Source organism: Microbacterium sp. C448 (assembly GCF_000582705.2).
Classification (GTDB): Bacteria; Actinomycetota; Actinomycetes; order Actinomycetales; family Microbacteriaceae; genus Microbacterium; species Microbacterium lacus_A.
In genome coordinates this window covers 27,362-49,970 of the sequence record NZ_HG779633.1, presented here as the reverse complement: position 1 = coordinate 49,970, position 22,609 = coordinate 27,362, and the positions used below count along the sequence as shown (strand labels likewise).

Annotated in this window: 24 protein-coding genes and 1 tRNA gene; 9 read left to right on the top strand and 16 right to left on the bottom strand. The window is 67.9% G+C overall.

Annotated features, from left to right (window positions below; genetic code table 11):
• Positions 1–60: 60 nt before the first annotated feature.
• From MIC448_RS05350 to murI, 4 genes are all read right to left on the bottom strand, one after another.
• Positions 61–984 carry a cation diffusion facilitator family transporter gene (locus tag MIC448_RS05350; protein WP_036297070.1) on the bottom strand — a complete coding sequence of 308 codons (924 nt, stop codon included), beginning with the start codon at positions 982–984 and terminating at the stop codon, positions 61–63.
• A gap of 98 nt (positions 985–1,082) precedes the next feature.
• A complete protein-coding gene (rdgB, locus tag MIC448_RS05345) occupies positions 1,083–1,703 on the bottom strand; it encodes an RdgB/HAM1 family non-canonical purine NTP pyrophosphatase (protein WP_036297068.1) in 621 nt (206 codons plus the stop codon).
• 3 nt (positions 1,704–1,706) lie between these two features.
• Positions 1,707–2,462 (bottom strand): ribonuclease PH, encoded by a 756-nt coding sequence (gene rph / locus MIC448_RS05340; RefSeq protein WP_036297099.1) that lies wholly within the window; start codon positions 2,460–2,462, stop codon positions 1,707–1,709.
• Between the two features lie 87 nt (positions 2,463–2,549).
• Positions 2,550–3,371 carry a glutamate racemase gene (murI, locus tag MIC448_RS05335; protein WP_036297066.1) on the bottom strand — a complete coding sequence of 274 codons (822 nt, stop codon included), beginning with the start codon at positions 3,369–3,371 and terminating at the stop codon, positions 2,550–2,552.
• A 54-nt stretch (positions 3,372–3,425) separates the two neighbouring features.
• On the opposite strand from murI, the gene MIC448_RS05330 reads away from it, so the two are divergent.
• Complete coding sequence (locus tag MIC448_RS05330) at positions 3,426–4,766, top strand: nicotinate phosphoribosyltransferase (protein WP_036297064.1); 1,341 nt, start codon at positions 3,426–3,428, stop codon at positions 4,764–4,766.
• A 37-nt stretch (positions 4,767–4,803) separates the two neighbouring features.
• On the opposite strand, the gene MIC448_RS05325 is transcribed toward MIC448_RS05330, so the two are convergent.
• Genes MIC448_RS05325 through MIC448_RS05315 form a run of 3 tightly spaced genes read right to left on the bottom strand, consistent with a single transcriptional unit; the run spans position 4,804 to position 7,873 of the window.
• Positions 4,804–5,070, bottom strand: a complete 267-nt coding sequence (locus MIC448_RS05325; protein ID WP_036297062.1) for a DUF3039 domain-containing protein — start codon at positions 5,068–5,070, stop codon at positions 4,804–4,806.
• Between the two features lie 41 nt (positions 5,071–5,111).
• Positions 5,112–6,662, bottom strand: a complete 1,551-nt coding sequence (locus MIC448_RS05320) for a hypothetical protein (protein WP_036297060.1) — start codon at positions 6,660–6,662, stop codon at positions 5,112–5,114.
• Positions 6,638–7,873 carry an ABC transporter ATP-binding protein gene (locus MIC448_RS05315; protein WP_232711602.1) on the bottom strand — a complete coding sequence of 412 codons (1,236 nt, stop codon included), beginning with the start codon at positions 7,871–7,873 and terminating at the stop codon, positions 6,638–6,640. The genes MIC448_RS05320 and MIC448_RS05315 overlap by 25 nt, the downstream gene beginning before the upstream one ends.
• A 615-nt stretch (positions 7,874–8,488) precedes the next feature.
• Between MIC448_RS05315 and MIC448_RS05310 the strand changes: the two genes are divergently transcribed.
• The 3 genes from MIC448_RS05310 to MIC448_RS05300 all read left to right on the top strand — a co-directional run bounded on the left by MIC448_RS05310 (position 8,489) and on the right by MIC448_RS05300 (position 10,732).
• Positions 8,489–9,181 (top strand): NTP transferase domain-containing protein, encoded by a 693-nt coding sequence (locus MIC448_RS05310; RefSeq protein WP_036297058.1) that lies wholly within the window; start codon positions 8,489–8,491, stop codon positions 9,179–9,181.
• Positions 9,182–9,230: 49 nt separating this feature from the next.
• Complete coding sequence (locus MIC448_RS05305; RefSeq protein WP_036297055.1) at positions 9,231–10,253, top strand: hypothetical protein; 1,023 nt, start codon at positions 9,231–9,233, stop codon at positions 10,251–10,253.
• Positions 10,254–10,363: 110 nt separating this feature from the next.
• Complete coding sequence (locus MIC448_RS05300; RefSeq protein ID WP_036297095.1) at positions 10,364–10,732, top strand: hypothetical protein; 369 nt, start codon at positions 10,364–10,366, stop codon at positions 10,730–10,732.
• A gap of 38 nt (positions 10,733–10,770) precedes the next feature.
• Here the strand turns inward: MIC448_RS05300 and MIC448_RS05295 are convergent, their stop codons facing one another.
• Entirely contained in the window at positions 10,771–12,042 is a 1,272-nt protein-coding gene (locus tag MIC448_RS05295; RefSeq protein ID WP_036297053.1) for a CDP-glycerol glycerophosphotransferase family protein, read from the bottom strand.
• A 144-nt stretch (positions 12,043–12,186) separates the two neighbouring features.
• Here MIC448_RS05295 and MIC448_RS05290 point away from each other — a divergent pair, with 144 nt between their 5' ends.
• Positions 12,187–13,212, top strand: coding sequence for a glycosyltransferase (locus MIC448_RS05290; RefSeq protein WP_051513191.1), 1,026 nt, complete (start codon positions 12,187–12,189; stop codon positions 13,210–13,212).
• 29 nt (positions 13,213–13,241) lie between these two features.
• On the opposite strand, the gene MIC448_RS05285 is transcribed toward MIC448_RS05290, so the two are convergent.
• From MIC448_RS05285 to MIC448_RS05275, 3 genes are all read right to left on the bottom strand, one after another.
• Positions 13,242–14,708, bottom strand: coding sequence for a CDP-glycerol glycerophosphotransferase family protein (locus MIC448_RS05285; RefSeq protein WP_036297051.1), 1,467 nt, complete (start codon positions 14,706–14,708; stop codon positions 13,242–13,244).
• Positions 14,705–15,979, bottom strand: a complete 1,275-nt coding sequence (locus tag MIC448_RS05280) for a CDP-glycerol glycerophosphotransferase family protein (RefSeq protein WP_036297049.1) — start codon at positions 15,977–15,979, stop codon at positions 14,705–14,707. The genes MIC448_RS05285 and MIC448_RS05280 overlap by 4 nt, the downstream gene beginning before the upstream one ends.
• Positions 15,980–16,102: 123 nt before the next feature.
• Positions 16,103–17,725, bottom strand: coding sequence for a S1C family serine protease (locus MIC448_RS05275; RefSeq protein WP_036297047.1), 1,623 nt, complete (start codon positions 17,723–17,725; stop codon positions 16,103–16,105).
• 144 nt (positions 17,726–17,869) lie between these two features.
• Here MIC448_RS05275 and MIC448_RS05270 point away from each other — a divergent pair, with 144 nt between their 5' ends.
• From MIC448_RS05270 to MIC448_RS05255, 4 genes are all read left to right on the top strand, one after another.
• Complete coding sequence (locus MIC448_RS05270; protein WP_036297045.1) at positions 17,870–19,072, top strand: aminotransferase class I/II-fold pyridoxal phosphate-dependent enzyme; 1,203 nt, start codon at positions 17,870–17,872, stop codon at positions 19,070–19,072.
• Between the two features lie 131 nt (positions 19,073–19,203).
• Complete coding sequence (locus tag MIC448_RS05265; protein WP_036297043.1) at positions 19,204–19,725, top strand: DUF1877 family protein; 522 nt, start codon at positions 19,204–19,206, stop codon at positions 19,723–19,725.
• Between the two features lie 46 nt (positions 19,726–19,771).
• Positions 19,772–19,978, top strand: coding sequence for a type II toxin-antitoxin system VapB family antitoxin (locus tag MIC448_RS05260; protein WP_036297041.1), 207 nt, complete (start codon positions 19,772–19,774; stop codon positions 19,976–19,978).
• A 23-nt stretch (positions 19,979–20,001) separates the two neighbouring features.
• Positions 20,002–20,460 (top strand): PIN domain-containing protein, encoded by a 459-nt coding sequence (locus MIC448_RS05255; RefSeq protein ID WP_081766200.1) that lies wholly within the window; start codon positions 20,002–20,004, stop codon positions 20,458–20,460.
• Between the two features lies 1 nt (position 20,461).
• Here MIC448_RS05255 and MIC448_RS05250 read toward each other — a convergent pair whose 3' ends face one another.
• From MIC448_RS05250 to MIC448_RS05230, 5 genes are all read right to left on the bottom strand, one after another.
• On the bottom strand, positions 20,462–21,265 hold the full coding sequence (locus MIC448_RS05250) for a carbon-nitrogen hydrolase family protein (protein WP_036297037.1): 804 nt from the start codon (positions 21,263–21,265) through the stop codon (positions 20,462–20,464).
• On the bottom strand, positions 21,265–21,810 hold the full coding sequence (locus MIC448_RS05245) for a DUF6328 family protein (RefSeq protein WP_051513185.1): 546 nt from the start codon (positions 21,808–21,810) through the stop codon (positions 21,265–21,267). The genes MIC448_RS05250 and MIC448_RS05245 overlap by 1 nt, the downstream gene beginning before the upstream one ends.
• Before the next feature lie 93 nt (positions 21,811–21,903).
• Positions 21,904–21,977, bottom strand: a tRNA-Met gene (locus tag MIC448_RS05240).
• Between the two features lie 65 nt (positions 21,978–22,042).
• The gene (locus MIC448_RS05235; protein WP_036297035.1) at positions 22,043–22,267 is read right to left on the bottom strand and encodes a DUF3046 domain-containing protein; all 225 of its coding nucleotides are present in this window, start codon (positions 22,265–22,267) and stop codon (positions 22,043–22,045) included.
• Positions 22,268–22,273: 6 nt separating this feature from the next.
• Positions 22,274–22,582: a helix-turn-helix domain-containing protein gene (locus tag MIC448_RS05230; protein ID WP_036297033.1), complete on the bottom strand. Its 309-nt coding sequence runs from the start codon at positions 22,580–22,582 to the stop codon at positions 22,274–22,276.
• Positions 22,583–22,609: the final 27 nt, after the last annotated feature.

Sequence of the window (22,609 nt, the reverse complement as noted above, 5' to 3'; positions counted from 1 at the left end):
AGCTCAGGGAGCGTCCGGTCGCTGAGCCTGTCGAAGCGACCAGCCCGACCGCGGCACCTGTCAGGCGTGGGCAGCAGTGTCGCGGTCGGCGTGACCCGCGGGTTCGATCTGGAATGTCGAGTGCGCGACGTCGAAATGATCGGCCAGGCAGGACTGCAGACTCGCGAGCAACTCGGCCGCACCCCCGCGTGCGAGTACGTCCGCGTCCACAACGACGTGCGCCGTGAACACCGGCGCACCGCGGGTCAGCTGCCAGACGTGCACGTCGTGGACGTCGGCGACGCCCGGCGCGCCCAGGATGTGGTTGCGGATCTCGGCGATCTGCGTGCCCTGCGGCGCCGACTCGGACAGTACCGAGAATACCTCCCGCAGCAGCCCGATCGCCCGCGGCACGATCATCGCGGCGATCAGCAGCGATGCGATCGCGTCCGCCTGCACCCATCCCGAGACGACGATCACGATGGCGGCGACGATCACAGCCGCGGACCCCAGCAGGTCGCCCATGACCTCGAGATAGGCCCCGCGCACGTTGATGCTGCTGCGCTGCGCCGAGCTCAGCAGCCACAGGGCCACGGCGTTCGCGACGAGACCGATGATCGCGATGACGAGCATGACGCCGCCCTCGACCTCGGCGTCGCCCGGTGCCATCAGGCGACCGACGCTCTCGATCGCGATCCAGACCGAGAGCACGATCAACACGACCGCGTTGATCAGCGCACCAAACACCTCGGCGCGCTGATAGCCGTAGGTGCGTCGGTCGTCCGCCGGTCGGGACGCGACGGCGTTCGCAACAAGCGCGATGACGAGCGCCGCGGTGTCGGTGAACATGTGCGCCGCATCGGCGAGGAGGGCGAGGGATCCGCTGAGCAGGCCACCAACGATCTGCACCACCATGACGGTCGCGGTGATCGCAAGCGACATCGCCAACAGCCGACGATGAGAGGCGGTACGGATGCCTCCCCCGGCCGGTGCGTGATCGTGCATGTTCCCAGGCTAGGGCCGAGAATGCCCGGTTCTGCGCCATTTCTCCTAGCCGGGAATGACTCCGATTCTCATCCGCACCCGCAGCGGCGGGCGCGGACTCAGACCGAGAGGGTGGAGAGGAGCGGCACGAGCGCGACAAAGGCGCGAGCGCGGTGCGACGAAGCGTTCTTCTCAGCCGGCGAGAACTCCGCGGCCGAGCGCTCGGCTCCGCCGGGTTGGCCGTCCGGGATGAAGATCGGGTCGTAACCGAAGCCGTTCTCTCCCGACGGCGCCAGGGCGAGACGCCCGGGCCATCGCCCCTCGACAACATGCTCGGCTGCCGCTCCCCCGTCCACCGCCGGAACGACGAGCGCGATCGTCGACACGAACTGTGCGGTGCGATGCGGGTCCGCAACATCCGAGAGCTGGTCGAGCAGCAGGCTGAGGTTGGCCGAGGCATCCTTCGCGTGCCCGGCCCAGTAGGCCGAGAACACCCCCGGCGAACCCCCGAGCACGTCGACGCAGATGCCCGAGTCATCGGCCAGCGCGGGCAGTCCGGTATGCAGCGCCGCCGCGCGGGCCTTGATCAGCGCGTTCTGCGCGAAGGTCACACCGTCCTCGACGGGTTCGGGGCCGTCGTAGCCGACGACCTCGAGGTCCGGACGCGTCGCGCGGACGATCGCGGCGAACTCCTCGACCTTGTGCGGGTTGTGCGTGGCGAGCACGACACGGCGGGGCATCCGCTACTCCGTCGTCGATGCGGCCAGGGCCGCAAGCTGCTGCTCGCGAAGCGATGCGCACCCCGCAACACCCAGGTCCAGCAGTGCGTCGAGCTCGCGCTTGTCGAACGGAGCGCCCTCGGCGGTGCCCTGCACTTCGACGAAGAGGCCCCGGCCTGTCACGACGACATTCATGTCGGTGTCGGCGCGAACATCCTCGACGTACGCGAGGTCGAGCATCGGCTCACCGTCGATGATGCCGACCGAGACCGCGGCGACCGAGTCGTGCAGGGGCTGCGAGCGCTGGGCGATGAAGTTCTTGCGCTTGCCCCACTCGATCGCGTCGGCGAGGGCCACGTAGGCGCCCGTGATCGCGGCCGTGCGGGTGCCGCCGTCGGCCTGCAGCACGTCGCAGTCGATGACGATCGTATTCTCGCCGAGCGCCTTCGTGTCGACGACCGAACGCAAGGCGCGGCCGATCAGACGCGAGATCTCGTGCGTGCGTCCGCCGATCTTGCCCTTGACGCTCTCGCGGTCGTTGCGGCTGTTCGTCGCGCGCGGCAGCATCGCGTACTCGGCCGTGACCCAGCCCTTGCCCTTGCCGACGAGCCAGCGCGGCACACCGTTCGTGAACGAGGCGGTGCAGAGCACCTTCGTGCCACCGAACGAGATGAGCGCCGAACCCTCGGCGTGCGCGCTCCAGCCCCGTTCGATCGTGATGGGACGCAGCTGGTCGGGGGTGCGCCCGTCGGCGCGCGTGGTCTCGGATGTTTCGGTCATGGTGTTCTCAGACTCCTCGTTCGTCATCGGTGTCCCACTTGTTCACGCCTAGGGCGCGTATGGGGTGAAGTGTTGGGACATGCAGGGTTAGGTGGGCGGCAGCTCGATCGCGCCGGTGTGCACGAGCTGCACGGTGCGCACCTCGCGCCCCATCAGCCGGTTCGCGAGGTCGATGAAGGCATCCGGTGATCCGCCCGTCGCCTCGTAAACGTGGGTCCCGGGCTGCTCCGACGACGTCAGCAGATCGCGGGTCACGAGCTGGCGGTAGACGTCGTTCGCGGTCTCGTCGTCGCTCGCGACGAGCGAGACATCCGGACCCATCACGTAGCTGATCGCGCCCTTGAGGAACGGATAGTGCGTGCAGCCGAGCACGAGGGTGTCGATGCCCGCGTGCCGGAGCGGCGCGAGATACCCCTCGGCGATCTCGAGCAGCTCGGGCGATCCGGTCACGCCCCGCTCGACAAAGTCGACGAACGCGGGGCACGCCTGGGCGAAGACCGTCAGCTCATCGTTGAGTTCGAGCATGTCCTGGTAGGCGCCCGAACCGATCGTGCCTTCCGTGCCGATCACGCCGATGCGTCCGCTGCGTGTCGTCGCGATGGCCGTGCGGACCGCGGGGCGGATGACCTCGACGACGGGAACGTCGTAGCGCTCGCGGGCATCGCCGAGGACGGCGGCCGAGGCCGTGTTGCAGGCGATCACGAGCATCTTCACGCCCTGATCGACGAGCGAGTCGAGTACCTCGAGCGAGTATCTGCGCACGTCGGCAATCGGCTTCGGACCGTACGGCGAGTGCAGCGTGTCGCCGATGTAGACGAGGGATTCGCGGGGCAGTTGGTCGCCGATCGCTCGGGCCACCGTGAGTCCGCCGACGCCGGAGTCGAAGATTCCGATCGGCGCGTCATTCATGGTTCCCCAGCCTACCGGCGCGGATGCGCGGGCCCGCGTCGGTAGAGTGACCGGATGACCGACCCGGCCGGCAGCCGCAGCAGCGCTCTGCACACCGATCGCTACGAGCTCACCATGGTGGGCGCCGCTCTCCGCGACGGAACCGCCCGCATCCCCTGCGTCTTCGAGATGTTCGCGCGGCGACTCCCCGGCGGCAGGCGCTACGGCGTCGTGGCGGGCACGGGGCGCCTGCTCGGGTTGCTGCGCGACTTCCGGTTCGGCGACGACGAACTCGCCTTCCTGCGGGACGAGCGGATCGTGGATGCCGAAACTCTCGCGTATCTCGAGGCGTACCGTTTCCGCGGCTCGATCTCGGGCTACCGCGAGGGCGAGCTCTACTTCCCCGGGTCGCCCGTACTGACCGTCGAGGGCTCCTTCGCCGACGCGGTGGTGCTCGAGACACTCGCCCTCAGCGTCCTCAATCACGACTCCGCCATCGCAACCGCAGCCGCGCGCATGTCCACGGCCGCGGGCACCCGTCCCCTCTCGGAGATGGGGTCACGTCGCGCGGGCGAAGAATCGGCCGTCGCCGCCGCGCGCGCCGCCTACATTGCGGGATTCGCCGCCACGAGCAACCTCGAGGCCGGGCGCCGCTGGGAGGTGCCGACCATGGGCACGGCCGCGCACGCCTGGACCCTGCTGCACGACACCGAAGAGGAGGCCTTCCGCGCCCAGGTCGACGCGCTCGGGCCGAGCACCACTCTGCTCGTCGACACCTACGACATCCGCCGCGGCGTCGAGACCGCGATCCGCGTCGCCGGCACTCAGCTCGGGGGCGTGCGGATCGACTCCGGCGACCTGCCGATCGTTGCGACCGACGTGCGCGCGCAGCTCGATGCGCTCGGCGCGACCGAGACCCGCATCACCGTCACGAGCGACCTCGACGAGTACGCGATCGCAGCTCTCGCCGCCTCACCGGTCGACGCCTACGGGGTCGGCACCTCGGTCGTCACGGGGTCGGGTGTCCCGACCGCCGGCATGGTCTACAAGCTCGTGGCGCGCCAGGATGCCTCGGGCGACTGGATCTCGGTGGCCAAAGCATCCGCGTCCAAGGCGTCGGTCGGCGGCCGCAAGTCCGCCTACCGAACGTTCGAGCACGGGGTCGCCAGGAGCGAACTCGTGACCTCTGATCACGTGGACAGTTACCAAGCGGATGCTCCGGCATCCGTCCCCTCCGACGCCCGCGCCCTCCAGGTCCGACTCGTCATCGACGGCGAGATCGACACGGCGGCCGAGGGCCCGGAGGGCACCCGCGCCGCCCGAGCCCATCACGCCGTTGCGCGGGCCGAGCTGCCGCTGCAGGCGCTCGCACTCAGCAAGTCCGATCCGGCGATACCGACCGTCATGGTCGAGTAATTCCCGTCCGGTCGAGCCGTTCGTTCGCTGACTCGAGTCAGGTCTGCAGCGACTCGTAGATCTCTTTGCACGACGGGCAGACGGGGAACTTCTCGGGGTCGCGACCCGGAGTCCACTTCTTGCCGCACAGCGCCCGCACCGGTTTGCCCGTCAGAGCCGACTCGAGGATCTTCTCTTTCTTGACGTAATGCGAGAAGCGTTCGTGATCGCCGGGTTCGACGTTCTCTTCCCGAATCAGCTCCTCGAGTTCGCGTTCGAGGGTGGCAAGGCCGCCTTGGTCTGGGGTATCGAGAGGCGTGCTCATGGCTGGTCAGTCTATCGGCGGAAGAGGCGGTCGGGTCCGTCTCAGGCGGTCTCGGCCAGTTCGAGCAGCCGGCCACCGCGGCGGCGGAAGACGGCCCCACCGATGGCCACACCGATGACGAACACAGCGAGCCCGATCCCGAGTCCCAGACCGAGCGCCGGCATGCTGGCGTCCGCGTCACCCGCAACGGTTCGCCACGTCCACAGCAGGGCCGGTGCGCTGACGACGACGGACCCGAACAGCACGACGCCTTGCGCGATGACACCCGATGAGCCCGTGCGCTGCGGCTGGCGGAAGGGGTTGTCGCCCGGGCGGGTGACGGCGTAGGGGGCGACGACCGACGCGATGCTCGACAGGCCGAGCCCCGAAAGATAGAGCGACGCACAGAGACCGATCATCGCGGGAAGCACGTCCCAACTGCCGTGCACCGCGACCGAAAACAGCACACCCACCGCCAGCACGGGGGTCGCGAGAAGCAAAATGGGCACGAGTCGTCCGACGCGATCCGAGACGCCGTGAACATCGGATGCCACGTGCATCCATACCGCGGTCGAGTCGTAGGCGACGTCGTCGTGCGGCAGCCACCCGAGAAACAGGGCTACCAGCGCCACGGGAACGAGGATGGCGATCTCGAGGGGAACGCCCGCCACCAGCAGGGGAACGATAGAGATGGCCGCGGCGACGGGCACGATGACGACGTTCATCAGGTAGCGGCGATCGTGCAGCCAATAGATCATGCTGCGTGCAGCGATTGCACCGCCTGGAGTACCGGGCATGACGGCGAACCACCCGAGTCCGGCGTGGTCCTGACCGGGCGTTGAGCGGATCGCTCCCGACACCAGGCGGTGCGCCAGCCACGCCCACGACGCCCAGAGCACGACGAGGGTGAGGACGGCCACGACGATCGCGACGGCGGTGTTCGCGTTCGGGTCACCGATCGCCCAGGCGGCGCCGAAGGGGGTGAGGGCGAGTACCTCGGCCACCGAACCGACGGGGACGACAGGCGGATCAACGGATGTCGCGAGGTACACGCCGATCGGCACAGCGCCGGCGAGAGCCCCGAGCGCGAGCAGCCCGATGAGCGATCCGCCACGCCCTTCCCGAACGGCGATCGCGGCCAGAGCGAAGCCGACCCGGCCCGCAAGCGCACACGTGAAGACCGCGAGGATCGCACCCACAGTCGCGAGCGCAGGGCTCGTGCCGTGGTCCACACGGACCACCACCCCGCTGACAGCGAGCACGACGACGAGCGCGAAAGGGACGCTGATGAGCGATGCAAGTGCCAACGTCGCGACGAGCCCCCGCGGGGCCAGACCGAACACCGCGAAGCGGCGAGGATCAAGCGGGTCGGGGGTTCCCGTCAGGCCCGGGGCGAGGGCGAAGGCCAGAACCAGGGCGGAGCCGGTCCAGACCAGGACCGTGCCGGTCCGATCGGACGACGCATCGGTGAGCGACAGGATGCCGAGGCATCCGATGATCGCGAGCGCGATCACGGCGACGAGACCGAGGACAGCGCGAACCACATGTGACGAATCGCCGCGGAGCGCACCGACGAGAAGCGCCGCCCTCAGTCGGAGAACGTGTGCAACCACTCGAGACCTTCCGCATCGTCGACGCCGCCCGACAGCTGGACGAAGCGCTGCTCGAGCGTCATCTCGCCGCGCACTTCCTCGACGGTTCCCGCAGCCAGAACCTCGCCTTCGACGAGGACCGCTATCCGCGTGCAGACGCGTTCGACGAGCGCCATTCCGTGACTCGAGAGCACGACCGTGCCGCCGTGCTCGACGTAGGTCTCGAGGATGTCGAGGATGACCTGTGACGACGCCGGATCCAGCGACTCGAACGGCTCGTCGAGCACGAGAACACGAGGTGAGTGAATCATCGCGCCCGCCAGCATGACCTTCTTCGTCATACCCGCGGAGTAGTCGGAAACAACGCGCCCCAGGGCGTCCACCAGGTCGAACGCCCGCGCGAGGTCGGCGATACGCGATTGCACGACCGAGGCCGAAAGCCCGCGCAGCACACCGTAGTAATAGAGCAGTTGGCGCCCGGTCAGGCGATCGAATGTCCGCAGACGGTCCGGCAGCACACCGATGAGCTTCTTCGCCCGCGAAGCGTCTGTCGCCGTGTCGATCCCGCAGACCTCGATCGTTCCGCTATCGGGACGGAGAAGCCCGGCGATCATCGAGAGTGTGGTCGTCTTGCCGGCACCGTTCGGTCCGACAAGTCCGAAGAACGACCCCGCGGGGATCGTCAGATCAATGGCATCGACGGCACGCGTATTGCCGAACTCCTTGACGACGCCGCGCAGGGCAAGCGCCGGCGTTGCCGACTCGGGCGTGGCCGACTCGGTCGCGTTCTCGGCGGGCGCCGCAAGCACGTCGGGATCGATCACGGCCGCGAGCTCGTCCGGGGCTGGCCCGTCGACGATGGGCTCATCGACGATCGGATCATCGGCGATGGGCTGCTCGTCGATCGCGTCGTCGGGCTCGGACTCATCGATGTCGAGCTCGTCGACAACCTGTTCTTCCGCGACAGGCTCTTCGACAGGCTCTACGACGACAGGCTCTTCCGACACAGCCGCATCGAGCTCCGTGACATCGCCTTCCGCGACGTCAGGCTCCACGACGTCAGGCTCCGCGACATCGGCTTCCGCGACATCAGGCTCCGCGACATCGGACACCGGCTCGGCAACAACGGGTTCAGCGAAATCGTCCACGGGGTCCGCAATCACGTCATCGGCGGGCGCGACCGGCTCGGGAAGAAACAGCGGCGGGAGGGGAGGAACGGGGGGGATATCCACCGGATGGGACGTCGGCAGGGGCGGAGGCGGTCCCGGTATGAGAACGGGAGGGGTCTTCGTGGGTGCACTCGGCGCACTCTTCGTGGCCCGGGGCGCTGCAGGCTTGCGCGGAGCAGCGGGTTTGCGAGACGTCGATCCACCCGACCGGGGTGCGGCGGGCTTGCGCGGAGCCCGCGAAGTAGACGTCTTGGCGGCCGGCCGGGGAGGCTTCGGCGGTACGGCCGCGGTCGAGTCATCCCTCGTCTCCCGCTCGGCGTCCGTCCGTCTTGCGCCTGTCGGGGTCCAATCGGCGGGCGGTGCCGGGGGACGCGGGGCACGCGGACGCGGCGGAACCTGGGGGGCTCGCTGAGGCTCGGCGGGGGAAGTCGCGGCCTTGTCGGAAGGTTCCCGCGGGTCAGGCGTGGGAGCGGTCACCGACCCAACGTATCAACCATCCGCACCCAGACCCGGGGGACGTGCCGGGCATTCACAGCCAAGGGTCTCTCGTGTCACGAAAAGACAACGACGGCGATCCGCCTCTGCTGGTTCCCAGGGTCGATCTGTAGCATGACGGAAGCACAAAGACGTGTCGCGTATCTGAATTGACGGTGAACGCACACGAACTTCTGGAGCATCATGAGTCTACAAATAGTCATCCTCGCAGCCGGTATGGGCTCGCGACTGGGTCGCGCCTTGCCCAAACCGCTCACGGAGCTGAACGACGGCCGCTCCATCATGCAACAGCAGCATGACAACGTTCGTAGTGCCTTCGGCGACGACGCCCGCATTACGACGGTCGTCGGCTACCGTGCCGAGACCATCGTCGAAGCGTTCCCGGACGTCGACTACGTCTACAACGACCGCTACGACCAGACGAACACGTCCAAGTCGCTGCTGCGCGCCCTCGAGAAGACCGGGCGCGATGGCGTCCTGTGGATGAACGGCGATGTCGTCTTCGACCCGCGCGTCCTGGGACGCGCGATCGAGTTCATCGAGCGCGGCCAATCCTTCGTCTCCGTGAACACCGCCAAGGTCAGCGACGAAGAGGTCAAGTACACCGTCACCGCCGAGGGCTACATCAACGAACTGTCGAAGACCGTTCGGGGCGGAATCGGCGAGGCCGTCGGAATCAACTACATCTCGGCCGCCGACAAGAAGGCGTTCATCCACCAGCTCGGCCGGGTCGATGACCAGGACTACTTCGAGCGTGGCCTCGAACTCGCGATCATCGAGAACGCGCTCCTCGTCGAGCCCCTCGACATCTCGGATCTGTACGCCGTCGAGGTCGACTTCGCCGAAGACCTCGAGCGCGCCAACCTGTTCGTTTAAGCCGGACTCTTCCAGCGCGTCCCCAGCCCTCGCGGGTAGGCTCGCGAGGATGGTCGACAAGGTACACAGGATTCACTCCCTGTCCGAAGATGCCCCCTGGCAGGGAGGCCTTCCGCCCGTGGGCTCGGAGGAGCATCCGCGCATCGTCCGTGCGCTCGACCGCGTGCTCGCGATCCAGCGTCCGCTCGTCGTCGCCCACATCCGCAGCATCCGACTCCGACACCCGGACGCCGTGACCGCAGACATCGTCCGCATGCTCGAGCGTCGCTATCTCGCGGCCGTCACCACGGGCGGCGCTGCCGTCGGTGCCACCGCCGTCGTCCCAGGTATCGGGACCGGTGTGACACTAGCGCTGTCGGGTGTCGAGACGATCGGATTCCTCGAGTCGACCACGCTCTTCGCGCAGTCCGTCGCCGAGGTCCACGGCATCGCCATCGAGGACCCCGACCGTGCCCGTGCACTGGTTCTGACGCTCATGCTCGGTAAGGAGGGCGTCGACCTGGTCGCCCAGCTCGCGGGTCAAGCCGCGGGCAAGGGCACGGCTCGCCCGGCCTATTGGGGTGAGATGGTCACGAAGACGCTCCCCCGCGCCGCCGTCGGCCCACTGGTCGATCGCCTCAAGACGGTCTTCGTCCACCAGTTCGCGGCCAAGGCCGGTGCCTCGTGGGTCGGCAAGGCTCTGCCCTTCGGCATCGGCGCCGCCGTGGGTGGCGCCGGCAACAACATCTTGGGCCGTCGCGTTCTCGTCGGCTCCCGTCGTGCGTTCGGCGCCCCACCCCTCGAACTGCCCGCCGACCTCGAGCCGCGTCCGGGCGCCCGACGAGTGGAACACTCGACGCTTTCCGGCGTAGCCCGCCTCGGCGGGACGGTCGCCGGAGTCGTCGGTGGGGCTGTCGGTAGCGCGGCGCGTGGTGCCGGGTCGGCGGGGCGCAAGGTAGCGGGTTCTGTCGGCCGGATCATCCCCGGTTCCCGCAAGGCAATCGACGCCAACACGGCGGCCCCCGACACAGACGATGGTGGCGGCGACGCCGGCGATGGGGACGACGCCACGAACGGCGACACTCGGGCTTAGATCGCGGATCCGTCCTCCCCCGCGCACGTCGCGAGAAGTTCTCCACGGTCCACCGCGTCAGATTCGAATTCTTCGCTCCGCTGTCTGCGGCCGGCCCTAGCGTGCCTCGCATGCTGACCCCTCTGATCCCTCGCGGCGATCGATCCCGCGGACTCGCCTACCGTGTGCCCTGGCACGTCGAACGGCTGCACGAAAGCCATAGCCTGGTCTCGAATGTGAGCGCCACCGTGGTCGACATCGTCCGCGTCTTCGTCCATGTGAGCCCCGCGCGGCCCGGCGCCGTCCACCACTCGATCGATCAGGTTGGACCCCGTCTGCCCCGTACGCCGCGCGTCGAAACGCACCTGTGGGGGCTCATGACCCCCGGAGAGAGCGTCGAACTCTGCCTGTGCGCCCTCGACCCGGACGACTGCCTCGTGACCCTTGCCTGGTTTCGTCCGGACGACGGCCGCGAGTACGTCTGGCGGTTCGCGCCGTGACTGCGCAGTCCCGCAAGACCACGCAGTCCCGCGAACCGTCAGGCGTCGAGCTCGGCCTCGTCGAGTTCTTCGGGGTTGCCCGCGGCGACGGAGCGCGCGTGCCACGTGTCCCAGTGGCTCATGAGGCGCTCGATCGCGGCCCGGAACGTCGCGGTCGGAACACCCGGGCGCACGTCGCCGAAGTAGTGTTCCACCCAGTAACCGAGGCGCGCCGCGACCTCGGGATCGGCCGTGACACGCTCGAGTTCTGCGACGAAGCCCGTCGGAGCGTCGGCGTCGAGCCACTCGCACGCGGCCAGGTAGCCACCCGTGTCGACGGATGCCTCGGGGTCGACCGGTTTCGTGATCAGCAGTGGACGACCCGCAGCCAACCGGTCGTAGACCATAGCCGAGATGTCGACCACGGCGATGTCGGCCGCGGACAACTGCCAACCGAGCTCGGGTCGGTTGTCATAGACATGGTGCGCCGACGCATCCCGCGCATTGGCGGCGGCGATCGCCGCAATGATGCGCGCGTTGGCCGCACCATATCCAGGATCGATGACGCCGCTGCGCGGATGGGGCCGATAAATGAGGCGATGCCGACCGGTCGCGAGCAACTCGGCAACGAGCTTTTCGCCGTGCGTACGGACGGACCCGTAGTGCGCCGACGGCCGGTCGCCCTCCCAGGTGGGGGCGTACAAAACCACGGTTCGGTCATCGGGCGTGTACGGCAGCTCACCGGAGTAGTAATCCGCCTGGGGCCGACCGATCGGAATGGCCCGGCGATCGAAGTCGTAGTCCCACAACACCCGCGACAGCCGCTCACGCGCCGCCGCCCCGGCGATGAAGGCGAAGTCGTACGCCTTGAACTGGTTGGTGGTCATGTACATCTTGTCGGACTCACCGTGGTTGATGAAGACGTGCCAGCGATGCCCGTACCGGAACATCTGAAAGTTGCGGGTGTTCTGGTTTACGTACAAAACGATGCGGATGTCCTGCGTCGCAACGAATTCCTCGAGGCTCCGCACCGAGGGCACGTAGGCCACCGGCAGTGCGCCGTCGGCCAGTATCGTCCGAGCCCCCGTGGCCGAGCGCGAGAGCACCACGACGGGCCAGGTCGGCGCGAGTTCAGCGAGCGGTCGGTACCACTGCCGGATCTGGTACATGTTCACGTCACCGTCGGCAAAGTAAACGGCGATTCGGAAGTGTCGCGGAGGGTGCGGGGGGTTGTTCTCGAACTGGCGCAGCACGCCCCGGTGAGCGGTGCGGTTCGCGAGGGCTCGCCGCGCCAGGGCGGCGAGTTTGCGACCATCCGACACGAGACTCATCCGATCAGCCTACCCAGCATCCACTCGGGACCACGGCGAGCCTCGTGACATGATCGACGGGTGCATCAGGAGGAACGCGGGACGGTCGCGAAGACAGATAGGGACGCACCGATCGTGCCGCCCGGTTCCGGGGTGTCGTTCGTGATGCCGGTGCTGAACGAACGTCGCTACCTCGAGCGGGCGGTGCAGACGGTCCTGGAGCAGGACGTGAGCGGCCCGACGGAGCTCGTGTTGGCGCTCGGTCCCTCGACCGACGGCACGACCGAGTTCGCCCGTGAGCTGGCGGGCCGAGAGCCGCGCATCACCCTCGTCGACAATCCCGCCGCAGATATCCCCATCGGGCTGAACGCCGCCATCCGCGCGAGCACGCTGCCCACGATCGTGCGCGTCGATGCGCACTCCGAACTCGCGCCGGACTACACGCGCCTCGCCCTGCAGACCCTCGAACGCACGCGCGCCGCCAACGTCGGCGGCGTCATGCACGCCTCCGGTCGGACCCCGTTTCAGCGGGCGGTCGCGCGCGCCTACAACTCCCCCATCGGCCTGGGCGGTGGGGCCTACCACGGTGGCACCCGCGAGGGTGAGGCTGAATCCGCCTACCTCGGGGTGCTTCGACGCTCGGTGCTCGACGAGGTCGGACTGTTCGATGAAAGCATCCGACGGGGCGAGGATTGGGAACTCAACCTGCGCATCCGTGCGGCCGGATACCGCGTCTGGTTCGACCCGACACTCTCCGTGACGTACTGGCCCCGCGAGAGCTGGGTGCGATTGGCTCGGCAATTCCGCGCCACCGGAGCCTGGCGCGGAGAGTTGGTCCGTCGCTACGGTCGCCGCAACTCGCTGAGATTCTTCGCACCTCCCGCGCTGGTCGTGGACGTCACCCTCAGCATCGTCCTCGCTATTTTGCAAGTCACGGGCGTGATCAGCGGATGGCCGGCACTCCTCGCATCCGTCGTCTATCTCCCGGTCGCCGCCTACGCGGTCCTCATCGTCGCGGTCGCCACGGGGCGCGGCGGGGGAATCGGATGGCGCGACAAACTGTGGACCCTCGCGGTACTTCCCACCATGCACCTGGCATGGGGCACGGGCTTCATCGTCGGGTTGGTTCGCGGCGCACACGAGACGGTCGACACGTCGCGCCTCGGCGACCGCAACACCCCCCTGCCGTAGGACGTGGCCCACACGGAGCACCGGCGGGGCTAGTCGCGGTCGACGAAGCCCTGATCGAGGATGCGGGCCACAACACGCTCCGCCGCCCGACCATCCTCGCGAGCGGAGAATTTCCGTCGCCAGGCGTCATACCGGGGGGCGTAGGTCGCCTGCGTCGCCGGGTCCTCGATCGCCTCGACAAGATCGTCGAATGTGCGGACGACCGGCCCAGGCGCGTGCGCCTCGAGATCGAAGTAGAACCCGCGCAGCTCGCCACGGTAGTGCTCGAAATCCGGGACGAAAAAATACATCGGCTTGGCCGTGACGGCGAAGTCGAACATCATCGACGAGTAGTCGGTGATCAGCGCATCTGCGGCAAGCAACAACCGCGAGACGTCCGGGTATCGCGTCACGTCGATGACCCGCGCGCCCGCGGCATCCCGTCCCGCCGGTAGTGTCCGCGAATGGCCGCGCACCAGAACCACGGCGCCCGACCGGCGCGCCAATTCGGCCGGGTCAAAGAAGTCGACGATGAGGTCGCGGTCATCTCGCCAGGTGGGCGCGTACAGCAGCACACGCTCGCCCTCCGCGATTCCGAGCTGCGCCCGGACCGCCGCCCCGTCCCCCGTGGTGAGGACATCGTTGCGGGGATAACCCTCGACCCACACCGGACGAGTCAGGAAGGCATACGCCTTGCGCAGGATGCTCTCGCTGTAGGGGTTCGCCGCGAGGAGGACGTTCCACCGGCGCGATTCCCGGACGACGGCGACGGCACGACGGGGGTCAAAGCCCGGACGGTGCAGGGCCAGACGCTTCAGCGGTGTGCCGTGCCAGGTCTGCAGGACATGCTGACCCGGCCGTCGTGAGTAGGCCCGACGCAGCCAGTCGTTCACGACGAGCAGACGAGCCGTGCCGCGAGCGCGCCACCACTCGGGACTTCCCTCGACGACGGCAATCGCGCCCTCGGGAACCGCGATCGAGAGGTCGACGACGCTCCAATACCGAGTGACCGCGGGTGCCACGCGCGCGAGTTCGCGATCGATCGCGAGCGGATTGCAGCTCGCCGAGCGGCCATAGAAGCTCTCGAAAAAGACGGCGTTCTCGAGAGGAGCCGTGCGGCCGACGTAGCGTCGCGCGAGAGCGTCCTGACCCGCCCCGGAGTCGTACGCCGGGTCGACGGGAGGGCCGATGACCAGCGTTCCCTGCTCGCCCTCGAGCGTCGCGCGGAGTCCTTCGAGAATGGTGAGCGGCAGCGAATCGGTGAAGAGCACCTCGTCCGCATCATCCGGCGTCGTCCGCAGACGGATCGTGTAGGAGCCGCTCGGCAGGGGCAACTCCGGACCACCCCACCGCGAAGCTGCGAGCGGAAGGCGTGCCTTCCAGGTGTTCCCGCCGCCCGTCACGACCGCGTCCACACGCGTCCGAGGTCCGTCGAGCCAGACCACCTCGGGACGCGGCCCGCTCCCCTGCAGCACGAGTTCTTCTGTGCCGTCGCTGACGAAACGTGCGGAGGTCATGCGGTGCTCTTTCGGTGTTCGGGGACCCGGCTGTGCAGCTGAGCCCCGTTCAGGATCGCACGGTACACCCGCGCCGTGTTCTCGCCGTCCCGGTAGGTGTGCACGCTCGCGCTGAGATCCGCGGCACGAGCGATCCGCTCCGCGCGGACGACGGGATCGGCCAGCAGCGCATCCAGCTGCGCGACGGTGTCATCCCAGGTCGTCCCCGGATCGGTGCCCGCGACATCCGAAAAACGCCCGTAGAAGCCCCGCCGGCGGGCGTACTCTTCGACATCGGGCGCGAGAAAGAGCACCGGAAGCGGTACGAGCGACGCGTCGAACGCCATGGACGAGTAGTCCGTGATCAATGCGCTCAGGGCAGGCAGGGCGGGGGTTGCATCCCGGAGCCGTGAGCTGCCGAGCGCCAGTACACGGTCGGTCGCGAACGGTGGCTCGTAGTCGCCTGCGCCGAGCGGGTGCGAGCGCACCAGCAAGACGGCGTCGCGCGCCTCCAGCATCTCGATGAGCTGGCGCCACTGCGCAGGCGTCGGGATCGCGGGGTCGGGCTCGCCATCTCGCCACGTCGGCGCGTACAGAACGAGACGCGAATCTCCGAGTGGGGGCAGTCCCGCGCGGGCAAGCACGGCGCGAGCGCGTTCACGCCGCTCACCCGGCGTTCCCATCGACAGCACATCGACACGCGGCTCTCCCGTGACCGGAACGCGGGCATCGGGCAGTCCGAACGCGGATTCGAGCCGCCCGCGCACCAGCGGCGAGGCCGCGGGCAGCAGGTCGATCTGGCGAGCAGCGCCGCGGTACATCGCGCCCAGGGCGCGGCGCAGCAGGCGCGACCGCGGCAGGATGCTGCTCCGGAGCGTCTCGGGAGAGTCGAGCCCGATCCGCTTGAGCGGAATGCCGTGCCAGAGCTGTGCGACGAACGCACCCGAGACGGCGTACCTGTTGACGTCGCCGAATCCGTGGGTCACGACGATCACCCGCGCACGCGACGTGCACCAGAAGCCGCGCCACGACATCCGCCGGACGTGCGGGATGCCGAGGGCCGAGGCATCCGCAGCTTCGCTGTCGGACCCGGTGAGCCAGACGGCCGGGCGAGCGTCGGCGGCAACCCGCTGCCAGAGCGCAAGAGCGCCATCACCGATGCCGGCACCACAGCCGAAGACCCATTCATCGCGCGAGCGGGGAATGACGAGGGTGGCGAGACGACCGGCCGCATACAGCGGGATGCGAGCGAGCTTGGCCGCATTGCCCGCGCCGAATGAGAAGGACGCCACGATCCCCTTTCCGCACGCGAGCCTACCCGGTGGGGTCACACGACGGGCGGAGCACAGCGCGACGCCCCGGCACCTCTTCAGGAAAGAGGGCGCCAGGGGCGTCGCGTGTGGAGCTCGAGGGAGTCAGCCGAGTGAGCCCAGGGTGACGTCCACGCTCTGCGTCTCTCCGTCCCGGACGAATGTGACGGTCGCATCGCTTCCCGCCGCCGCCGCCCGGACCTGGGCGGTCAGGTCGATCGAGTCGGTGATCGGCACCCCGTTGAACGCGGTGACGATGTCGCCCTCGCGGATGCCCGCCGCTTCCGCGGCACCGCCGCTCGAGATCTCCTGGATGTACGCGCCCGAGATGGTGGCGTCTTCGACCGAGCTCGCCGCGACCACCGAGGCACCCAGCAGACCGTGCGTGGCTGCGCCGTCCGCGATGATCTCATCGGTGACGCGCTCGACGATGTTCGACGGGATCGAGAAGCCGACGCCGATCGATCCCGAGGAATCGGACGAGGACGACCCGGCCGTCGCGATCGCGACGTTGATGCCGATCAGCTTGCCTTCGGCGTCAACGAGCGCTCCGCCCGAGTTACCCGGGTTGATCGCCGCGTCGGTCTGGATGACCGCGATGCTGATGGTGCCGGCCGAGCTGCTCCCCTGGCCCTGCTGACCGGGGATGTCGAACTGGAACGGACCCTGCTGGCCCTGCTCCTGGTCTTCTTCGCCCTGGTCTTCGTCGGTGCCGGATTCGGGAGCCGCCGACGACGCGATCGAGATGCTGCGGTTCAGCGCGCTGACGATTCCCGTTGTAACGGTGTTGGACAGACCGAGCGGGGCACCGATCGCGACCGTCTGGTCGCCGACGTTCAGCTCGGACGAGTCTGCGAACTCGATCGGGGTCAGGCCCGAGGCGTCCTCGAGCTTGATCACGGCGAGGTCATAGGTGGGATCCGTTCCGACGATCTCGGCGTCGTAGATCTTGCCGTCCGACGTGGTCACGCGGATCGTCGGGGTACCCGTTGCACCATCGAGCGTCACGACGTGAGTGTTCGTTGCGACGTATCCGTCCTCGCTCAAGATGACACCGGAACCGCTGCCTCCCGACCCGCCTCCCGAAACTTCAATCGTGACGACGCTCGGAGTCACCTTGGCGGCGATCGCCGTCGTGGCGTTGACCTTGTCCGGGTTGTTGACGGTGACCGTCGACCCGCTCTGTACGACCGTCGTCGAGGGCGCGGCCCAGAGCTGTGTGCCCGCGTAGGCACCCCCGAGGCCGGCGGCACCGCCGACCAGCGCAGCGGCGACGATCAGACCGGCCACGCGGCCCGCAGCGGACTTCTTCTGCGCGGGGCGCGGGGCGGCACCCACGGAGCCGGGGGCGAACGGAAGCGTCGGCTGCGTGCCCGTCGCGTGCGTACCGTAGGCGGCGGTCGCCGCGGGACCGAAGGCCTGTCCACCGGAGGGTGCACCGGCGAAGGCGGGAGCCGCCGTGGGCGCAACGGGGCTGTAGGGCTGCTGGGCGCCGGGCAGCGGCGGCGCAGGCGGGTAGCCGTTGTGCGCCGAGGCCGCGGGCGGGGTGTGCGGGGGCACCGCGCCATGTGCGGGTGCTGCGTTCGCGGGTGCTGCGCCAGCCGTCGACGCGGCGGCCGGCACGGTGGGTGCATCGGGCGCGGTTGCCGCGTTCTCGCTCGCCGGCGTTGCGTCGCCGTTCGGCCGGGCCGCGTCATCGGTGGGGCTGGTGCCCTGGGTGTCGGTCATCGGGTGCTCCTTCGTTCAAATCTCCTTCACTGTGCTCTTGGATCCTGTGCGTTACATATGACGCGACCGCGTGTCGACTATGCGAACGGGCTGCCTTAGCCTGGAGCGCGGCGACCGCCTCGGGCGCCCCGTCAGGAGGCGTGGATGTCTGAGCCCACGGGCGCGTGGAAGCGCACCGCTGCGGGCGCCGGTTTGCTCGGCCCGGACGGGTCGGTCTCACCGACGATCTTCGCCGAGATGACCGCGCTGGCCACGAGTACCGGTGCAATCAACCTCGGCCAAGGCTTTCCGGACGAGGATGGCCCCCTCGAGGTGCTCGACGCCGCCCGCGAGGCGATCGCGCAAGGAGCGAACCAGTATGCGCCGGGCCGAGGCATCCCCGACCTGCGTCTGGCGATCTCCGAGCACCAGCAGCGGTTCTACGGACTCCACCTGGACCCCGATCGGCACGTACTCGTCAGCGCGGGGGCGACCGAGGCTATCGCTGCAGCCCTTCTCGCTCTCGTCGACTCCGCCGACGATGAGATCGTGGTGTTCGAGCCGTACTACGACTCGTACGCCGCATGCGTTGCCCTCGCGGGTGCTCGGCTCGTGACGGTTCCTCTCCGCTGGCCCGATTTTCAGCCTGATCTCGATGCCCTTGAGCGCGCGGTCACCGATCGCACCCGGGTCATCCTGGTGAACAACCCCCACAATCCGACCGGAGCTGTCTTCGAGACGCCGGTGCTGCAGCGAATAGTCGAGCTCGCCGAGCGGCACGATGCGATCATCGTGGCCGACGAGGTCTACGAGCACCTGACGTTCGATGTGCCGCACGTGCCGTTGGCGACGCTGCCCGGCGGCTGGGAGCGGACCCTCACGATCTCGTCCGCAGGCAAGACGTTCTCGACGACCGGGTGGAAAATCGGGTGGGCGACCGGTCCCGCTCCGCTCATCACGGCCGTCAACACGGTCAAGCAGTACCTGACGTATTCGAACGGCACGCCGTTCCAACCGGCCATCGCGACCGGTTTGCGGCTGCACGATTCCTTCTTCGAGGGCATCGCCTCGGAGCTGGCACTCAAGCGCGACATCCTCGGCGCGGGTCTGCGCGCGGCGGGCTTCACGGTGTCAGAGCCGCGCGGCTCGTACTTCACCGTCGCGGATGCGTCGCCACTCGGAGTCACGGATGCTGCGGCGTTCTGCCGCGATTTGCCGCAGCGTGCCGGGGTCGTCGGCGTGCCCGTGTCGGCCTTCGTCACCACGGAGCACCGCGCACAGTACGCGACGCTCGTGCGGTTCGCGGCGTGCAAGCGCGTCGAGGTGCTCGAGGATGCCGCCGGGCGTCTCGCCGCGCTTATGCGTTGAGCCCGCACGCTCTGAGCCTGTCGACGGGACACCGCGATGGCCAGTCCTCCCCAGGACGAGAAATCTCGTGCCCTACCCACGCCAGGCGAATCCAGAGATCCGTGCCGCAGATACGGCGCGATGATCTGCGCATGGGAATCCGTTACTACGCATACGCCTTCGACGCCGACCTCGCACGACAGGCGGTCGACGACCCGCACAGCATCCTGTCCAGTGACCCGCTCGCTGACGCTTGGGGTCTGGAACCGCATGCGAGCGTCGGCGTTACGACGTTCGAGCAAACCACACCCAAGCGCGACATGCTCTACCTGGACAAGGCTTGGCGGGCCCTTCAGTCGCTGACGCGACCGAGCCCTATCGAGGCCGCAACCGGGTCCTCGTATCGAATGTTCGAGGGCGACGTGACGATGCACGGGATGGGGTGGGACCCGTGGGTGAGAACGATCGTGCCGGAAGAGGTTCCGGCCATCCGCGACGACCTCTGCGCGATAGACGAGACCCGGGTACACGCATGGGCGCGGACGTGGCGCAGTCCGCACGGCGCGGACGACGATGCCGAGCTTCAATACGTTCTCGATTACCTCCGCCGCGCTCAGGAATTCCTTGAATCACTGGCCGACGAAGGCCGAGGGATGGTCTACCTCATCGGGTGAACCGGGCGTAATATATAGACAGCTTATATATATCGAGGGGGGCGTCATGGCCGTCACATCCATTGATATCGACCGCGATCTTCTGCACGACGCGAAAGAACTGCTGGACGCATCCACCAACAAAGAAGCCGTGCAGCGCGCTCTGCAGTACACGATCACGATGCAACGACAGCGACTGGCGTTCGAGCGGATCTCGCAGCGAGAGTTCACTGACGAGCAGATCGATGCACCGAAGATCGACTACACGCCGTAGTCCCCCACGTCGGTCAGAGGCACGTGAACGAGTCAAAGTCCCCCACTCCGGTCGAGCGCCGCGGGTACTTGGTAGATAACAGCGTGCTGCAGAAGCTGTCACGCAGCGCGAATATACAGCGCCGGTTCGCGGAGATCACCAATACATACCCGATCTACACATGCCCTCCGCAGGTTCTCGAATACTGCTGGTCGGCAAGAAACCCCGCAGAATACGCCGAGCTGCGGCGGGATATGGACCTCTACACGCCCGCGGGAATCGCACCTGAACAGAGCGCGATTCTCGATATTCATCAAGCCTTGTGGGACAAGGGACTCATGCGCGGAGCCGGAAACGCGGATGTTCTCATCGCGGCGTATGCCCTGGCAAACGACCTCACCCTGCTCACGGCTGATCATGACTTCGAGCACATTCAGCGGGCTCTCGGGCACGGAATCCTGCGGCAGGAGTACGTGGCGGAGCAGAGCGATCCGCCCGGCTAGATCACCGGGGCTCGACGCGGAAACGACGGAGCGCCAGCGCCGGGTTCGTCCGCCGCACACGCTCGACAGCCGCACGATCGACGAAACCCACCACGACGTCCGTCCCGGTGCCCATGGCCGCTATCTCGACGCCCTGCGGGTCGATGACGGCGCTATGTCCGACGCCGAGGGGCGGTGGATGATCTGCTGCCGCCACGTAGAGCGTGTTCTCGATGGCTCGGGCCCTGAGCAGCGTCTGCCAGTGGTACTCCTTGAGCGGACCGCGCACCCACTCCGCCGGCACCAGGACGACGTCGGCTCCGGCGTCCGCCAGCAGCCGTGTCACCTCGGGGAACCGCAGGTCGTAGCAGGTCTGGAGGGCGAACCGCAGTCCCTCGCATTCGAACGTCTGGGGTTGCGTGATCTCGCCCGCCTCGACCCAGTCGGACTCGCGTTGACCGAACGCGTCGTACAGGTGGAGCTTGCGATACAGCGCCTGCACTCCCGCACCGTTCACCGCGACCGCGGTATTTCGAACCCGCTGCTCGTCGTCCGCTCGCTCGACCATGCCTGCGACGATGTGGACGTCATGCTGGGCGGCGAGCGCCACGAGCCCGGCAACGAAGGGCCCCTCGATCGTCTCGGCGTTGGCGGCGAGGGACTCGTCGAACGGGTCGACGAAGTAGCTCGAATACTCGGGGAAGACCACGAGCCGTGCGCCACGCGCGACAGCGCGCTCGACGAGTTCGCCGATCGATTCGAGATTGGCCTCGCGAGACGCGGTCGGCGCGAACTGGGCCACCCCGACCCCCACGGACTCGCCCATCAGGAATGGTCCTCTCCGCGGACGCGCCAGATCACGGGCACGACCACCCACAGCACGATGATGAGCGCCCCGAGGGACGCGGCCGCGATGTACGCCGCATCCCGACCCAGCACGACATCGAACACGAACGCGACCACGCCCACCAGCAAGACCGAGACCGTGCCGAGCGCGATCATCAGGGCCGTGTGTCCGTATGCCACGATCAACCCCTTTTCCCGCCGCCGGAAGAGGAAGCGATGCAGCGCGACCGGCGCGAGCGCGATGATCGCGCTCAGCGCCGAGGCGACGACCAGAAACAGGTAGAACGCCCGCTGTCCCTCATCGAGATCCGCGAAAGCGGGCTGAAATGCCAGAGCGAGCAAGAAGCCGGTCAGGATCTGGGTGCCGGTTTGTAGAACGCGGAGCTCTTGCAGCACCTCGATCCAGTTGCGGTCATACCGTTCCGAGGGGGTCTCGTGCCGACCGTCGCGCGCGCTTTCGGCGAGATCGGGCTCGGTGGAGATGTCGCGACGCGCGGCATGTGCGATTCCCTCAGCGTCGACCATGTCCCCATCCTGACGTGCATGGTGACAGGCGGCAAGCCGGCCGAAAAGCAGAGAGTCCCGGAAGCCTTGACGGCTTTCGGGACTCTCTTTTTGTTGCGGGGGCAGGATTTGAACCTACGACCTCTGGGTTATGAGCCCAGCGAGCTACCGAGCTGCTCCACCCCGCGGCACAAGAATCGAGCTTAGCATGCGATCAGGGGGCGGTCGAATCGAGACGACCTCGGTCACAACTTCAGGACCGCGGCTCGAGCCGACCGACACCGTAGCGGCGCTCGGGCGGGACATCCGTCGCAGCGCACAAAGCGACCCACACCTCGCGCGGGTCGACGCCCGCCGCAATCGCGACAGCGGCGGTGCGGCCGCCGAGTGCGTCGAGTCCGAGGTCGGCGGTCACGACGGCACCATAGGCGGCGCCGAACTCATCCTCGACGGCGCGCTCGAATTCGCTTCGACGCATCCGGGGTCAGCGCAGCGACAGCTCGGCGTCGACCGACGCGACGAGGTCGTCGGGAACGACATCCGGGAAGGTCTGGAGGCCTTCCATCACAGAAATGCGATCGCCGACTTCGCGCATGATCGTCGAAATGGGCACGTCGAGTGCCTCGGCCACAGAAGCGAGGATCTCGCTCGAGGCTTCTTTCTGACCACGCTCAACCTCGCTGAGGTAGCCGAGCGCGACGCTTGCCTTGCCGGCGACCTGACGGAGGGTTTGACCCTTCTGCAGACGGAAGTCCCGAAGGACGTCCCCGATCTCTTGACGAACCAGGATCATGATGCCCCCTCCTCACTGTCCTCGCTG

What these genes read in the sequence shown, in the direction of transcription:
- MIC448_RS05265 (WP_036297043.1), top strand. Translation starts at nt 19,204, where the DNA reads ATGGGAATCCGTTACTACGCATACGCCTTCGACGCCGACCTCGCACGA.
- MIC448_RS05260 (WP_036297041.1), top strand. Translation starts at nt 19,772, where the DNA reads ATGGCCGTCACATCCATTGATATCGACCGCGATCTTCTGCACGACGCG.
- rdgB (WP_036297068.1), bottom strand. Translation starts at nt 1,703, where the DNA reads ATGCCCCGCCGTGTCGTGCTCGCCACGCACAACCCGCACAAGGTCGAG.
- murI (WP_036297066.1), bottom strand. Translation starts at nt 3,371, where the DNA reads ATGAATGACGCGCCGATCGGAATCTTCGACTCCGGCGTCGGCGGACTC.
- MIC448_RS05235 (WP_036297035.1), bottom strand. Translation starts at nt 22,267, where the DNA reads ATGCGTCGAAGCGAATTCGAGCGCGCCGTCGAGGATGAGTTCGGCGCC.
- MIC448_RS05310 (WP_036297058.1), top strand. Translation starts at nt 8,489, where the DNA reads ATGAGTCTACAAATAGTCATCCTCGCAGCCGGTATGGGCTCGCGACTG.
- MIC448_RS05230 (WP_036297033.1), bottom strand. Translation starts at nt 22,582, where the DNA reads ATGATCCTGGTTCGTCAAGAGATCGGGGACGTCCTTCGGGACTTCCGT.
- MIC448_RS05295 (WP_036297053.1), bottom strand. Translation starts at nt 12,042, where the DNA reads ATGAGTCTCGTGTCGGATGGTCGCAAACTCGCCGCCCTGGCGCGGCGA.
- MIC448_RS05350 (WP_036297070.1), bottom strand. Translation starts at nt 984, where the DNA reads ATGCACGATCACGCACCGGCCGGGGGAGGCATCCGTACCGCCTCTCAT.
- MIC448_RS05275 (WP_036297047.1), bottom strand. Translation starts at nt 17,725, where the DNA reads ATGACCGACACCCAGGGCACCAGCCCCACCGATGACGCGGCCCGGCCG.
- MIC448_RS05325 (WP_036297062.1), bottom strand. Translation starts at nt 5,070, where the DNA reads ATGAGCACGCCTCTCGATACCCCAGACCAAGGCGGCCTTGCCACCCTC.
- MIC448_RS05245 (WP_051513185.1), bottom strand. Translation starts at nt 21,810, where the DNA reads ATGGTCGACGCTGAGGGAATCGCACATGCCGCGCGTCGCGACATCTCC.
- MIC448_RS05285 (WP_036297051.1), bottom strand. Translation starts at nt 14,708, where the DNA reads ATGACCTCCGCACGTTTCGTCAGCGACGGCACAGAAGAACTCGTGCTG.
- MIC448_RS05305 (WP_036297055.1), top strand. Translation starts at nt 9,231, where the DNA reads ATGGTCGACAAGGTACACAGGATTCACTCCCTGTCCGAAGATGCCCCC.
- MIC448_RS05300 (WP_036297095.1), top strand. Translation starts at nt 10,364, where the DNA reads ATGCTGACCCCTCTGATCCCTCGCGGCGATCGATCCCGCGGACTCGCC.
- MIC448_RS05250 (WP_036297037.1), bottom strand. Translation starts at nt 21,265, where the DNA reads ATGGGCGAGTCCGTGGGGGTCGGGGTGGCCCAGTTCGCGCCGACCGCG.
- MIC448_RS05330 (WP_036297064.1), top strand. Translation starts at nt 3,426, where the DNA reads ATGACCGACCCGGCCGGCAGCCGCAGCAGCGCTCTGCACACCGATCGC.
- rph (WP_036297099.1), bottom strand. Translation starts at nt 2,462, where the DNA reads ATGACCGAAACATCCGAGACCACGCGCGCCGACGGGCGCACCCCCGAC.
- MIC448_RS05270 (WP_036297045.1), top strand. Translation starts at nt 17,870, where the DNA reads ATGTCTGAGCCCACGGGCGCGTGGAAGCGCACCGCTGCGGGCGCCGGT.
- MIC448_RS05290 (WP_051513191.1), top strand. Translation starts at nt 12,187, where the DNA reads ATGCCGGTGCTGAACGAACGTCGCTACCTCGAGCGGGCGGTGCAGACG.